Here is a 13,112-nt window from a genome sequence, read left to right as displayed (position 1 = left end):
GGTTTCTGTAATGCGCCGTTTATTGTTCCCGACTGTATCATCTGTCGGCGCACATGCCTGGAATTGTTACAGGCGTTAAGTGACTACCGATGACAGGGATTAATAAATCACATTACGATGAAGAGCGATTCTTCAAACAAAAGAACAGTAACTACCAGTCAGGCCATTAAAATGTTGGAAAAAAATGGTGTAAAAGTTACTGAAAAAAAAGCCCAGGAAATTTTGGATTTAATGTATTTTTTAGCTAAATTGATTGTAAATCAGAACTTTAACAAATGAAAGTAGCAGATATTTATATAAGGGTGAGTACAGATGAACAGGCCGATAAAGGTTATTCTCAAAGAAGCCAGGAAGAGGTACTGCGCCGCTATTGTGAGATTAACAACATCAGTATAAGGAAAACCATATTTGAAGATCATTCTGCCAAAACGTTTGTCAGGCCCCAGTGGCAGGGCTTGTTGCTCAACCTGAGGAAGCAGCGCGGAAAAATCGATCTTATCTTATTTACGAAGTGGGACAGGTTTAGCCGAAACGCACCAGATGCTTATCAAATGATCAACACACTTAAAATATTAGGTGTGGAGCCGCAGGCTATAGAACAGCCTTTGGATATGGAAGTTCCTGAAAACAAAATGATGCTGGCTATTTATCTTACTGCACCGGAGATAGAAAACGACAGAAGGGCATTAAATACATTTTATGGTCTAAGGCGTGCCAGGAAGGAAGGCCGTTGGGTATCTCACGCCCCTGTGGGTTATATCAACAGGCACGATGCTACAGGGAAGAAATATATTGCTATCGATCCGCCACAGGCTAAAATCATGGAATGGGCATTTAACGAGATTGCAAAGGGTATTTATTCCACGCAGCAAGTATATGAAAAAGCTGCGGAGATGGGTTTAAAGTGTAAGCGGAACAACTTTTACGTGGCGGTGCGCAATCCTGTTTATTGCGGAAAGATACTAATCGTTAAATATAAGGACGAAGCGGCACACACCGTTAAGGGATTGCATGATGGCATTATTTCTGAATCTTTATTTTACGACGTTCAGGACGTTTTAAGCGGGAAAAAGAGGGAGGAGAAAACAAAGGTTCATTCGCCGGATATGTTGCCTTTAAGGGGCTTTATTAAATGCTCAAGGTGCAACCGCATTTTGTGCGGGAGCGCATCCAAAGGTCGCAATGGATATTACTACTACTATCATTGTTCTTCAGCTTGTGGGTGCAGGTATAAGGCCGAAGAGGTAAATAAAGTATTCGATCAGGTAATAGAGGAATTCACTATCCAGGAGGAATATGCAGATCTGTTTACTGAAGTTATCAGGGATACGTACAAAAACCAAAATACGACAACTTTGGTATCCCGTTCTGAATTGCTAAAGGAAATCAATGAGCTGAATAACCGCACCAGTAAAGCAAGGGAACTTCTTTTAAACGGAGACATTGACGGTGCCGATTATAAGACCATTAAATCAGAAAATGAATACAAGGTAAATGTATTAGAAGCGAAGTTATCGGAAGCAGCAGCGGCTAATTCCAAGACTGCGAACATTGAACCGCTACTTAGACCGGCTATTAGCAAATTAACGAGATTAAATACAATCTATTCAAAATCAGATAGTTCCAATAAACGAGAATTAATTGGTTCGATGTACCCCCAAAAATTCACTTTCGAGGAATTGCAACATCGAACCGCTTTGACGAGTGAATTGTACTCTTGTATCTACTTGATTAACAGTGAAATAAAAGGCAAAAAAGAAGGGCAAGCGACCGATTTCTCGTGCTTGCCCATTCTGGCTCCTGAGGCTGGGCTCGAACCAGCGACCCTCTGATTAACAGTCAATTGTAAGCGATTATCGATACTTTAATTTTCTTTGTTATACATTGATTATCAGATATTTATAAAAATAACAGCAAATGTTATTTTGTGTTTTTTTGTGATTTGTTGCCTGTTTTTCTGCAAATTTTCTGCAAATAATTTGATGATTATACTTATATTTGTATTAAGCAATTAGTTAATCATCAGTTACTTATGTAGTAATTGAATTTTTAATCAAATGTTTAATTCTGCAAATTTATTCATTTTAATCGTATTTATTATGAAAGCTGAAGTTTCTCTTTACCTCGACACGAGGCGGGCACTGAAAAATGGCACATTTCCATTAAAATTACATGTTTACTTTACCGCCAAAATGGAGCGGTGGTATGGCACCGACTACAAACTGAGCAAAGAAGCTTTTGAACAGTCTTACCTTGCTGCCAAACCAAGAGGAGAAAACAAAGACCTCAAAATTGAATTGGATGCAGTCATACAAAAAGCCGCTGACCTGGCTAAAGATTTAGGCGACAGCTTCACTTTTGAAAAGTTTGAGCGTAAGATGTTCCGTACTAAAGCAAGTGCCAATAATGTAATTGAGCATTTTGCAAACTATGTAAAGGTGCTGGACAAAAACGAGCAGATCGGAACAGCGTCGAGTTATGATTGCAGCATTAAATCCATTACAGCTTATTTAAGTGAGGGTAAAAAAAATCCCGTTATGCATATTCCTTTTACCGCCCTTTCAGCAGATGTTTTAAATAAATATGAGCAATGGATGGTTTCCAAAAACAATTCCAAAACTACCGTTGGTATTTATATGCGGAATTTAAGGGCGATCTTTAATAAGGCGATTGCGGCGGGGGATATTTCCGCCGAACTTTATCCCTTTAAAACCTATAAAATCCCGACAGGCAAAAATGTAAAAAAAGCTTTAGAAACTCCCGATCTTAATGCCCTATATACTGCCGATGTTTCTACGGATGCCTTTATGGAAAAGGCCAGGGACTATTGGTTTTTCAGTTACCAATGCAACGGTATGAATTTCAGGGATATTGCTGAATTAAAGTTTAAAGATATTCACGATACATACTTTTCATTTTTAAGACATAAGACCAAAAACACCACAAAGGAAGACCCAACGCCCATTGTCGTCCCTCTGACCAGCCATATCAAAGCATTTATTAAAAAGTACGCTAACGAAAAAGGGAAGCCCAACGACTATGTATTTCCCATATTCCAAACAGGCATGTCAGCCAAAGAACGGCACAAGGTCAACCAAAATTTTATCCGCTTTGTTAATCAGCACATGCAAAAGCTGGTCGATCAGTTAGGCTTATCATTTAAGTTAGGTACAATGGTAGCCCGTCATTCGTTCACTACACAGGCCACCCGTACTATGGGGCTGGAATTTGCACAGGAAGCTTTAGGGCATACCACCATGAACACCACACAAAATTACTGGAAAGGTTTTGAAAAGGATGCTAAGAAAAGCATGGCGGAAAAGCTTATGGAATTTACAACAATTAAAACAACAGTAGATCAAGAGGCCGTTCAGGAAGCCTCTTGATCGTAAACAATCCATTACGATTCTATTAACACTCCGCTTCTTACGGCGGCTTTAACTTTGTTCTTAAATTCATCACCAGGCCTAAAGGCAGGAATATAACTCTCGGGTATTTGTACAGCGGTGTTCTTCGTGATGTTCCTGCCTATCTTAGCCGCTCTTTTCTTCACCAGGAAAGTACCAAAGCCCCGAACAAATACGTCCTCGCCATTGGTAAGGCTGGATTGAACCACCTCAAAAAAGGCATCTATAATGGTTTCGGTTGCTTCTTTTCCTTTTCCTGTTTTTGCGGTTATACCTGCAATTACATCTGCTTTCGTCATCTTTCTATACCACTTTTGATCGGCTGTAAATTACCGCCATAAGGCGCAAAGATAAGCCGGATCGATCTAAACACCAAACCAGACGCGCAGGGCAGACTGTAAAAGCGGACATGCCGCCCGTGCATTAATTACGCACACCAGCCCATTTTCACCACTTAGCCACCAAAAGCGCGTAGCCGGGTCAACTGTCAAGGCCGGGCGGGGCCGCTGAAAGCGAACAACTCCCGCCCGCTCGTATAGCCTTGACGGTTGATCCCGGCGTGGGCTATCTTTGCGATTGTGGTGTAATTGGGTTTCTTTTCTTTTTTCACCAGCGATGGGAAAGAGCAAGTTGCTTATGAGCGTAGCGAATTTGCGTCTTGCTGTGCGAGGTGAGGCGGGCGGTGGCAGGCAGCCCGCTCTATCGCGGGTGGCAGGCAGCCGCTTGCCGCAACCGGGTGGCCTGCCAGCCCTGCATATTCATTTATGTAAATGAAATTCGATTAACATCGTTTTCCTATTGGCCTCTTTGAACCCTAAATATTAGCCTATAACATTTTTTTTGAAAAAACACCTTTATACGTAGAAAATGTGCCTTTTCGCGCACAAATATGCGCAAAAACATAAAAATCTGATATTTTGAAGCATTTGAACCATATAGGTATTTGGAATGACTCTAAGTAGTTTTTAACTTTAACGCCTGTTTAATTTAACTATTGATAAATAATAGTAATAAAAATATCAATTTTTTTAACTGAACACCTATGCCTTATGCACCAACCTCTACTTCAAATTGCACTTGTATTAACGGTTACCGCTTCCCTGTCAGCTGTAACGGGCGATAAAGCTGTTGATAGAATTAATGAACTACCCTCTATGGAAAAGAAAATAAATGTAAAGTATCATTCCACAGTGCTGTTCACGGATAGTAAAATGCTGGGCAAACTGCCGGAAGACGCTATTTACAAGATCAGTTTTGCGGTGGAAGCGGAATTAACGCGACTGAAAGCGGGAAGGGTTATCCGCCAATCTACCAGGGATTATCTTACCTATATTGAATTTTACGAATTTAAGCTTGATTCTGAATTAGAGTTTAGTTTTGAAGTAAGTGAAACTGTTGCGTTTCTGTTTTTCGTGATGGGCAATGGTATCCAGTTCTATTTGCCGGATGGTAGCCCGGTGACCATAGTTGAAGGCTCTAAAGGCTATGCCACGTTTAACAGGCCGGGAAAATACATCGGCAAGCTACCCAAAGGAATTACACTTGCTGTTTACATCAACCCACGGGTAGCCTGGCTCTGGCGGCAAACAGGGCAATACGCCGGATTGCAAGATTTCCTTGAATGGATGGAAAGCGGCACAGATCAATTTGGCCACATGCCGCAGGTAGGGATTGAAAATACGCCACTAAGCAAAATTTTGGAAGCTTTAGCCGCATTGGATGAAGCTAAAGTTGAAGATATGGAGATCGCCAGGATGAGTATTACTAAAGGATTGCTGAAACAATACCATGATATGGTAGCACAAAAACTTACTTCGCCAGTATACCGGATAAAGTACTTTATCAAAAAGAACTATACCAATCACCGTTTAACAAATATCCAAAAGCTAATTGATCGTTATCCAGTATCGTTAAAAACACTCGAACGAGATTACTTTAACGAATTTAACATCAAACCGGCAAATGATGTCAAACGTTTACGGATGAAAAGTCACACAGCCTATTACTGGAAAGCGGCATGTCGATCCGCGATGTGGCCTTGTTTGTAGGTTACAGTAGTACTTCAAGCTTCAGCAAAGCGTTTAAAAAACATTTCGACTATAAGCCAAGCCAGATAAGAGATAGAAAAAAAGATAATTAGGCCGATTAATCACGGCTTATTAAAACAATTCGAAGAACGCGTAAAGCGTTAAAAAAAGAAGGCAATTTTGCCCGATTTGTCCAAAAAGGACAAAAAAAGTTCCAAAAAGCTCGATTTTGCCTCGATTTTGTCGGAATTGGACAACGTGTTTTAATGACGCGGTAATTAAATTTGGTTATACAGATCATTCTATTAACTAAATATAAAAACAACGCTATGGAAACCTTATTAAAACCTACGGCTGGTCAGTTGATCGAGAATGCCGCGCAAACTGTAAACCAAACTCTTAAAGGCGTCAAAGAAAGAATGGTAAAATCAGCCAAGATTGCTTTTACCATTCTATTGAAACGATTATAATCAGCTGTGCTTTATTGACTATCACATTGGCTGTGTATGCTCTGCTGTTCTCGCCGCCAATGCCGCCTTGTAAGGATATATCTTGATACCCCTAATAACAACTCCCTATTTCAATATAGGGAATAAAGACATTAAAGAAACGCATGGGGAATACCGTATCATAACGCGCCCTTTCCGGGCGTTCAAGTGCATAGAGCTAAAGTGATCGTCCCCTTAATTTGATACGGTCACCAGTGCAGAAACCGGCGGTATTGGCAAGTGATTTACCGGAACGGCACAAGGAACGCAGGCACAGCGATAAGTGCAAATAAACAAACCCGGGCTGGCCATATCAAGGCTTTTGGTCAGGTTAAGCCAGTGAAAGAAAAAATGTAGAACAGATGAAAAAGTTTGATGCAGCAAAATTCAAGGACATGGCAGAGGAAATAGCCTCAAAGACCATGCTGGGCGCTATGGCAATGCTATGCATCCTTTTCATCAGGGGGTACATGGCTGCATTGATGTATTTAAACACCATCATGGTAATGCCACTTTTTACCTGTGCTTACGCTCGAAAGAGAATTGTTAACAGAATAACTCACCAGCGTAAGTTTGCTTTATTCACGAAAAACCCGAATAGCCGTGCCGGGCTATTCGGGATCAGGTAACTACTGCATCGGGGATGCGAATAGTTACGGTGAGGTCTGCCAAAAGACAAAACGCAATGTAAATATATTAAAAATATGGTTCGTATTTATCCTAAAATGCATAATACCGCCTATGGCAACTCTACAGAAAAAATGGCTACGTGCCGTTTCATTTATAGCATTATTTTTTGCAATTGTAGGTTTTGGCTACGTAGTTAAAGCCGAAGTAAGCAAAATAGCTCATATCAAAACCGCAAAGGTTACACCGGTAAAAAAACACAAGCAAGTAGATTATTACTGGTACCAAAAGAACGCTTCTGGAAATTACGTATTTGATCATACAGGTTCCGAACCAACATCTGGTTGCCCCTCAGTGGGCGACGAATATTGCGCAAAAGGATTTACATCATCCCAAAGCGGCACGATAACAGATGCAACTACCGCCCAGGCTAACCGATATTATTCCGAATAATCCTGATTTCGATTAGCAAATAAAAAGGCGTGGGTCAATCCCATGCCTTTTTGTTATCAAAACAAATTATATTACCGGTCGTTTTGAGGCATGCCGGGATTAAATCCAATGACTTGAAGCGGAATAGGTAGTGTCCATCTTGGATCACCGGATGGTAAACTATATATCGTTCCGTTAACAATTCGGGTAAGAGAAATATTTCTTCCCTCCAAATTCAACCTCCGCAGGTCAGGCCATCGCAATCCCCGAAATATTAACTCTTTTCTTCGCTCTTGTAAAATCAGATTTAAAGCTGTTCCCGCATCAGCAGCGGTATAAGGCATAAACTTATTTTTCGCCCATCGCTTGATCAAAAGCGTATTAAGGTCGTTCATTGCCTCCAGCGTTTTTCCGGCGCGGGCGTAGCTTTCAGCCCTTATTAAAAATATTTCATCAGTAGCAAGACCCGCAAAAAGGTAATTAAGCAGATAACTTCCTTTGAAACGATATCCACCAGTGGCGGTACGAAAAAAGATCGTTTTTCTAATATCGTTAGCATCGTAAGACTGATATAAGGCATTATCAACTTTTGCTCTTGTCGCATACAGGGGGCCATTATAAACTTCAGTCATCTTGCAGGAAAAAATCATTTCATCGTTTGCAATATTGAACGGGTATGTTGCACTGGCATTGATAGATTGGTAATCTAATAAGTAACTATGTAATTGCAGGCATGAATCGGCGTAAAGCAATGCTTTGTCGTATTCCTGCATCGTTTGGTACACCCTGGCAAGCAATCCGTAAGCGGCTTGTCTGGATGGACGGGTTTTAGCTGTATTGTCTGTTGGCAGCAAATCTTTTGACTTCAAAAGGTCTGTAATAACCCGATCATAAGTATCTTTTAATGTGGCACGGGATATCTTTTCACTGATGTCGGTACTTAATCGTAACGGGATGCCTAACTGTGATGCCGCATTAGTTTTCTGGTAAGGCGGGGCGAAGACTTGAGCCAGTTGATAAAATGCGTGTGCCCTGAAAAACAAGGCACTTCCTAACACCCTGTTATAACTGGCTTTGTTTTGTTCTGTTACCGGAATACTATTAATCCCCTCTAAAACGAAATTGCAGTTAAAAACCGACTTATAGGGCATGTCCCAATCATTGACCGCACTTCCGTCATAGATATTTTTGGCCCACACATAAACGTTCTTCTGTTGTGGTTGAAATATGGTATTATAATCAGCATCAAGCACAAAGTAATTATCAGCACTCATTTCTCCCATTCCTGGTACAGGGCCATATTCGGTTGTTGTTCCGTTCATTTCCAGATCATTATCCATAATGGCTTGAAAATCGGCAAGCGATTGGGGAATGACTAATGATTTATCGGGTTTTGCATCCAGGAAATCCTTTTTGTTGCATGATAATAGTACTGTTGCAATAAATATGATCGGGTAAATTATCTTTTTCATAACGATTAATTAAAAAGTCAGGTTAGCGCCAAATGTGAATCTTTTGGCTGGTGTGGGAACATTATTGTAGTAAGGGTCAATGCCCGCAGTATTGGCTTTCCATAACACGCCCATGTTTGAGGCGTAGATATACAATCTTACTGCATTGAATGGGGTTCTGTTCAGCATATTTTTGTTCATGCTATAGGACAGACTTATATCTTCTAACCTGATATTATCGGATTTTTGAACCAGCACCTCTGAATTATTATAAAAACTATCTCTATTGGGATCAGCAACATAAATAATAGCCGGGACATGCGTGTTTACTTCGTCTCCTGGCTGCTGCCAGCGTTTCGCATAATCACCACTGCCTCCCCAACCATTTAAAAGACTTGTATTATTAAGCGAGTTCACTTTGAAATAGCCACCGAACTTATAACTGATATTGAGGGATAATGAGAAGCTTCCATAAGTAAAAGTATTCATGAACGCGCCGTAGTGCGTGGGTTGAACGGGGCCGTTGTAAACCATGCTATCCAAAGCAGTATTATTATAAATCGAACTGTAGTCGGTACTTATTTTACCATTGTAGTATCCTTGCGGGCTTCCATTATCATGGTTTAATCCATTCCACTTGTAACTATATATCGTGTATAAAGGTTTACCGATGATTGGCGTAACAGCATTAGGTGACAAATAAATATTTCCAACGGTACTTATCGGCATCAGGTAAGCAGAAACCCAGTTTCTGGTATAGCTGTAGATCAAAGAACTTGTCCAGTTAAACCTTCTGCCTTTAATGTTTATGCTGTTTAATTGAACATCCACGCCATGTCCTTTCATGTTGGCAACGTTGGCGTACACTGATGAAAATCCAAGTGTCGGGTCTAACGGTGTTTGTGCCAGCAGATCAACCGCCTGTTTGCTGTAATATTCGATGCTACCGGTGATCCGGTTGTTTTTGGTGCCAAAATCAACAGCGGAATTGAGCATTTTTACCCTCTCCCACCTTAGATTTTCGTTAGGTGGGTTATTTATCGTTGCTATAGGAAAGGAAGTGGTGTAACCGCTCGAATAGTATGTAGCTGTACTATAAGCGGATGCTGCCCTCGATATATTGCCGTTTTCGCCATAGGTAAGCCGGACTTTGAGTTCGGGTAGAAGTTCAGACTTATAAAACTTCTCTTGGCTGATATTCCATGCTCCCCCGACTGACCATAACGGCGTTCCTTTTTGGTTGGTTTTTACGCCAAACAAATTAGCTTCATCCTTCCGGATACTGCCCGTTAAAGTATATCTGCCGAGATAATTATAAGAAGCATTGGCGAAATAAGACAGGAAATTATCTTTAAGCTCACTAATAGACTGGCCGCCGTTGTTTATTCTTGCTGTACTTGTATTATAGTAAATAGGAAAGTAAGTGGAATAATCAATATTTGCATTTACCGTACTGTAGTTATCGATATAGCCATAATTCGGGGCGAAACGTGCTGATGTTGTTTTACGGTATCTTATTTCGTACCCTGCAAGTGCGGAAAAACTACTTAAATCTTTAAAGGATTTTTCATAATTTAATTGGATTCTTCCCTGTTGTGAATTGATCTCGGATTGTTGGTTCTGTAGTATTCCGCCTATGGGCACAGGGCGAACGACCGCTCCGCTCACCGGATCTATTTGCGAGAAACGGTTGACCTCATTTCTGGCATAGTAAGAGTCTTGTTTATACAGATCGGTAATAGAACTTAATTGGTTTTCAAACTGGTATTTGATCTGCGCATTCAAACCCTTTATAATCTGATATTGGCCGCCAAAATTTGCCAGCAAGTCCCTTGTTTTTAACGTGTGCTGCTCCTGGCTAATATCATCAATTGGCTTATAAGTCCAGTCCAGTAACTTCCCGGCACCTGCGGTATCTATATAACCTTTCCGCAGACTTGTATAATAAGCCAAGGCATTACCTTTTGCATCAGCGAGTGACGTATAGGGTGTATAAGTATTATAGTAGGAGCCCGCTGCTTTCGGATTCACTCCGCCGTTATTCCCATTTGAATTATTGGTTTGAAAATAAGTTATGCCGGCATCAAAACTTAGTTTATCATTTACACGGTAAGTATTCGAGGATCTTAATGAAATACGATTGTAATCTTCTCCAACAAGATTAGACAGGTTACGGTCATACCCCGCTGACATATAATAATTGACTTTGGCTTGTGAGCCGCTGATATTCAAATTATGCTGCTGGTTAACTGAATTTCGGTAGAAATATTTCAACAGGTCTTTGCGCACATCCTGCGTTTTTAGCTGATTTAATTGCGCATTTAGATCAGTTGGATTGGCTATCAACAATTCAGCTGCATAAGGGATTGCTGTTGTATTGCCTGCTAATGTTCCGGTTGTAGCACTGTTAAACAACCCTTTATTATAAAGTGTCTTGCTAAGATCGACCAGATCTGCCGATGATATACTGCTTACGTTATATAAGTCCGGTTTACCCTGAATAGTAATGTTACTATTTACTTCAACTTTTGGCCGATCCGTCTTGCCCTTTTTCGTGGTTATGACTATTACACCGTTACCAGCCCTTGCACCCCAAATAGATGCTGCGGCCGCATCCTTTAAAATAGATACGTTTTCAATATCATTAGGATTTATGTTGTTAATGTCACCGTCATAAGGGAAATTATCGATTACAATGAGTGGTTTCGCATCACCTGTAATCGTGCTGCGCCCCCTGATCAGGAAAGCATCTGTTTGTGCGGCATCGCCATGATTGAACAGCAAGCCGGGCGTAATATTTTCAAGACGGGTCAGTACATCAGTTGATGTGCTTCTGTTAAACAATCTGTTATCTATAAAGTCAAAGGAGCCGGTAGCTCGTTCTTTGGGTAATTTTTGATAGCCCGTATTAACAATCTGAACTTCTTCCAATTGTTTAATATTAGGCAAGAGTTTAACAGTAATGAATCCTAAGTTTGGTTGAACAAGACTTTTAGTCGGCGTATATCCTATAGCAGTTATTAGAAGTGTATCACCATAATTTGCTTTTATAGAGAAATGTCCTTTTTCATCTGAAATTGTTGCTATAGTGCTATTTAAGACTTTGATAGTAGCACCGATAACCGGCCAGTTGTTTTGATTTTCGACCACCTCGCCCTGAATTAATTGAACTTGTCCGTACGCCGCATTTGCAACGAAAACCGCTAACGAAAAGCAGCAGAAAAAAAGAAATTTGTAAAAATGTGCCATAATGTATACCGATGGATTTTATTGTTGCCTGAACGTGTTCTTTGAAATAACCAACATTGTTAGTTCCCTTGCCTCTTTTTTAATGGTCAGGTTGTGCCGTTTTAACCACGTACTTAGCGATTCAATATCGTTTTGCATTGCTTTGATTTCGTTGAGATTGGTGTTATTAAAGACGATATTTTGCGCAACTTCAGCTATGAATATTGGTTGTAACGGTGACCACTTCGAAGTGTAGTTTAATACATCTATTATTTGCGAAAATGGCAAGCCATTATTATCAGATGAGAGGTCGCTTGCTTTAAGCAAATTGGGATTAGTAGAGGTATTTGCTTGACGGATTACATAACAGTCAACAATGTGCTTGTCAAAACGAGAAAGCAACTTAAAATAATCGTCAAGGTCATTTGTGATCTTTTCTCTAAAATCCTCTTCTGTTTTATTTGACGACATAAACAGCTGGTAACAATACAACAAACGCTTGTCGTAATTTCTATTCACAACATCATCTGCTTTAACCATGTCTAATTGTATTCGATTGTAATTAATCTGATTGGCTTCTTTATAAATTGAGAGTAATGTCCGATTAAGGAAGTAGCAAATCCTCATACTATCATTTGTTGTTACCCCTGTTCCGCCTAAACCGTCTACATAGCCCGTCAGGATACTATTGGTATTTAACGAGGACTTAGTTTCTTGCAAGTATTTGGTTATAGGTTCAGTGGGATTGAATGCAATATCCCTCTTGTAGTGTAAAGCAATATCAGTATTGTCTATAGCTCCTTGGATATGATTGGCAGTAGCTTCTTCGCCGGAAGTAATGGATATAACTTTACCGTCTCTAATCCATACCTGGTGAGGCACGACTATATGGGGGAAATATGCTTTTAAAATACTGTCATTTACCACTGATGGAAGTTTCCAGCCTCGTTTGAGAATAAATGGTTTAACTTTCGTGCTACTCTCGTAGGTAACGGGTAGTATCAATACATCTTGATTGAATAAATCTTGCAGGGTATCTAACCTATACAATGATTTAATACATGGGACACAGTGAGTTGCCCAAAAATCAAGGATGATTAATTTTTTATTGTGGTAATCATTTAGAGTGATGGTTTTCTTACCTGTGAGTTCATTGATGATATTTAGGGGTGCTTTCCAGATATTTTCTGAAATAGTATCGCCAATGGAAAGAGGCTTTATAATATTGTCTCGACGCTGTGAATTAGCGTTAAAATTTAGGCAAAGCGCAGCCAGTACTATGATGAGTAGCGTTTTTTGCATAGTGGTTTGAGGGGTTAAAAACCCGGCACCGGTATGCTCAAATTGCTTTTTACAACCGGTACACGGGTGGTGAGATAATCAGAAATGAGCAAATGATGCTCTTAAAAAAGGGGACCGGATTATATCGGGGCTTTGGGCTTCAGGGGAAAG

General features: G+C 40.3%; 12 protein-coding genes. 8 read left to right on the top strand and 4 right to left on the bottom strand.

From position 1 onward, the window contains the following. The first annotated feature begins 117 nt into the window (after positions 1 to 117). The 3 genes from MUCPA_RS38230 to MUCPA_RS12165 all read left to right on the top strand — a co-directional run bounded on the left by MUCPA_RS38230 (position 118) and on the right by MUCPA_RS12165 (position 3,386). Positions 118 to 279, top strand: a complete 162-nt coding sequence (locus tag MUCPA_RS38230; protein WP_008506682.1) for a hypothetical protein — start codon at positions 118 to 120, stop codon at positions 277 to 279. Continuing rightward, positions 276 to 1,832, top strand: a complete 1,557-nt coding sequence (locus tag MUCPA_RS12170) for a recombinase family protein (protein ID WP_008506681.1) — start codon at positions 276 to 278, stop codon at positions 1,830 to 1,832. The genes MUCPA_RS38230 and MUCPA_RS12170 overlap by 4 nt, the downstream gene beginning before the upstream one ends. A gap of 267 nt (positions 1,833 to 2,099) precedes the next feature. Then, positions 2,100 to 3,386, top strand: a complete 1,287-nt coding sequence (locus MUCPA_RS12165; protein ID WP_008506680.1) for a tyrosine-type recombinase/integrase — start codon at positions 2,100 to 2,102, stop codon at positions 3,384 to 3,386. Between the two features lie 14 nt (positions 3,387 to 3,400). Here MUCPA_RS12165 and MUCPA_RS12160 read toward each other — a convergent pair whose 3' ends face one another. Continuing rightward, positions 3,401 to 3,706, bottom strand: a complete 306-nt coding sequence (locus MUCPA_RS12160; RefSeq protein WP_008506679.1) for an HU family DNA-binding protein — start codon at positions 3,704 to 3,706, stop codon at positions 3,401 to 3,403. 750 nt (positions 3,707 to 4,456) lie between these two features. On the opposite strand from MUCPA_RS12160, the gene MUCPA_RS12155 reads away from it, so the two are divergent. The 5 genes from MUCPA_RS12155 to MUCPA_RS12140 all read left to right on the top strand — a co-directional run bounded on the left by MUCPA_RS12155 (position 4,457) and on the right by MUCPA_RS12140 (position 7,002). After that, a complete protein-coding gene (locus MUCPA_RS12155; protein WP_008506678.1) occupies positions 4,457 to 5,455 on the top strand; it encodes a hypothetical protein in 999 nt (332 codons plus the stop codon). After that, complete coding sequence (locus MUCPA_RS39525; protein WP_083839330.1) at positions 5,425 to 5,547, top strand: AraC family transcriptional regulator; 123 nt, start codon at positions 5,425 to 5,427, stop codon at positions 5,545 to 5,547. Before MUCPA_RS12155 ends, MUCPA_RS39525 begins: the two co-directional genes overlap by 31 nt. A 216-nt stretch (positions 5,548 to 5,763) precedes the next feature. Next, the gene (locus MUCPA_RS12150; protein ID WP_008506677.1) at positions 5,764 to 5,904 is read left to right on the top strand and encodes a hypothetical protein; all 141 of its coding nucleotides are present in this window, start codon (positions 5,764 to 5,766) and stop codon (positions 5,902 to 5,904) included. Positions 5,905 to 6,284: 380 nt separating this feature from the next. Further along, on the top strand, positions 6,285 to 6,551 hold the full coding sequence (locus MUCPA_RS12145) for a hypothetical protein (RefSeq protein ID WP_008506676.1): 267 nt from the start codon (positions 6,285 to 6,287) through the stop codon (positions 6,549 to 6,551). A 112-nt stretch (positions 6,552 to 6,663) separates the two neighbouring features. Continuing rightward, the gene (locus MUCPA_RS12140) at positions 6,664 to 7,002 is read left to right on the top strand and encodes a hypothetical protein (RefSeq protein ID WP_008506674.1); all 339 of its coding nucleotides are present in this window, start codon (positions 6,664 to 6,666) and stop codon (positions 7,000 to 7,002) included. Positions 7,003 to 7,073: 71 nt separating this feature from the next. Here MUCPA_RS12140 and MUCPA_RS12135 read toward each other — a convergent pair whose 3' ends face one another. The 3 genes from MUCPA_RS12135 to MUCPA_RS12125 are packed head-to-tail and all read right to left on the bottom strand — an operon-like array spanning position 7,074 to position 12,962. Continuing rightward, positions 7,074 to 8,453, bottom strand: coding sequence for a RagB/SusD family nutrient uptake outer membrane protein (locus tag MUCPA_RS12135; protein ID WP_008506673.1), 1,380 nt, complete (start codon positions 8,451 to 8,453; stop codon positions 7,074 to 7,076). Between the two features lie 9 nt (positions 8,454 to 8,462). Then, complete coding sequence (locus MUCPA_RS12130) at positions 8,463 to 11,681, bottom strand: SusC/RagA family TonB-linked outer membrane protein (RefSeq protein WP_008506672.1); 3,219 nt, start codon at positions 11,679 to 11,681, stop codon at positions 8,463 to 8,465. 18 nt (positions 11,682 to 11,699) lie between these two features. Further along, positions 11,700 to 12,962 carry a TlpA family protein disulfide reductase gene (locus MUCPA_RS12125; protein ID WP_008506671.1) on the bottom strand — a complete coding sequence of 421 codons (1,263 nt, stop codon included), beginning with the start codon at positions 12,960 to 12,962 and terminating at the stop codon, positions 11,700 to 11,702. Between the last annotated feature and the right edge of the window lie 150 nt (positions 12,963 to 13,112).

This window comes from Mucilaginibacter paludis DSM 18603 (assembly GCF_000166195.2).
In the GTDB taxonomy this organism is placed as follows: Bacteria; Bacteroidota; Bacteroidia; order Sphingobacteriales; family Sphingobacteriaceae; genus Mucilaginibacter; species Mucilaginibacter paludis.
Note: the sequence above shows the minus strand (reverse complement) of the source record. Positions and strands in the feature narration are given on the sequence as shown.

Excerpts from the sequence above, each read along its gene's own strand:
- MUCPA_RS12165 (WP_008506680.1), top strand. The coding sequence starts at position 2,100 with ATGAAAGCTGAAGTTTCTCTTTACCTCGACACGAGGCGGGCACTGAAA.
- MUCPA_RS12155 (WP_008506678.1), top strand. The coding sequence starts at position 4,457 with ATGCACCAACCTCTACTTCAAATTGCACTTGTATTAACGGTTACCGCT.
- MUCPA_RS12150 (WP_008506677.1), top strand. The coding sequence starts at position 5,764 with ATGGAAACCTTATTAAAACCTACGGCTGGTCAGTTGATCGAGAATGCC.
- MUCPA_RS12125 (WP_008506671.1), bottom strand. The coding sequence starts at position 12,962 with ATGCAAAAAACGCTACTCATCATAGTACTGGCTGCGCTTTGCCTAAAT.
- MUCPA_RS12130 (WP_008506672.1), bottom strand. The coding sequence starts at position 11,681 with ATGGCACATTTTTACAAATTTCTTTTTTTCTGCTGCTTTTCGTTAGCG.
- MUCPA_RS12140 (WP_008506674.1), top strand. The coding sequence starts at position 6,664 with ATGGCAACTCTACAGAAAAAATGGCTACGTGCCGTTTCATTTATAGCA.
- MUCPA_RS12145 (WP_008506676.1), top strand. The coding sequence starts at position 6,285 with ATGAAAAAGTTTGATGCAGCAAAATTCAAGGACATGGCAGAGGAAATA.
- MUCPA_RS12170 (WP_008506681.1), top strand. The coding sequence starts at position 276 with ATGAAAGTAGCAGATATTTATATAAGGGTGAGTACAGATGAACAGGCC.
- MUCPA_RS12160 (WP_008506679.1), bottom strand. The coding sequence starts at position 3,706 with ATGACGAAAGCAGATGTAATTGCAGGTATAACCGCAAAAACAGGAAAA.
- MUCPA_RS12135 (WP_008506673.1), bottom strand. The coding sequence starts at position 8,453 with ATGAAAAAGATAATTTACCCGATCATATTTATTGCAACAGTACTATTA.
- MUCPA_RS39525 (WP_083839330.1), top strand. The coding sequence starts at position 5,425 with ATGTCGATCCGCGATGTGGCCTTGTTTGTAGGTTACAGTAGTACTTCA.
- MUCPA_RS38230 (WP_008506682.1), top strand. The coding sequence starts at position 118 with ATGAAGAGCGATTCTTCAAACAAAAGAACAGTAACTACCAGTCAGGCC.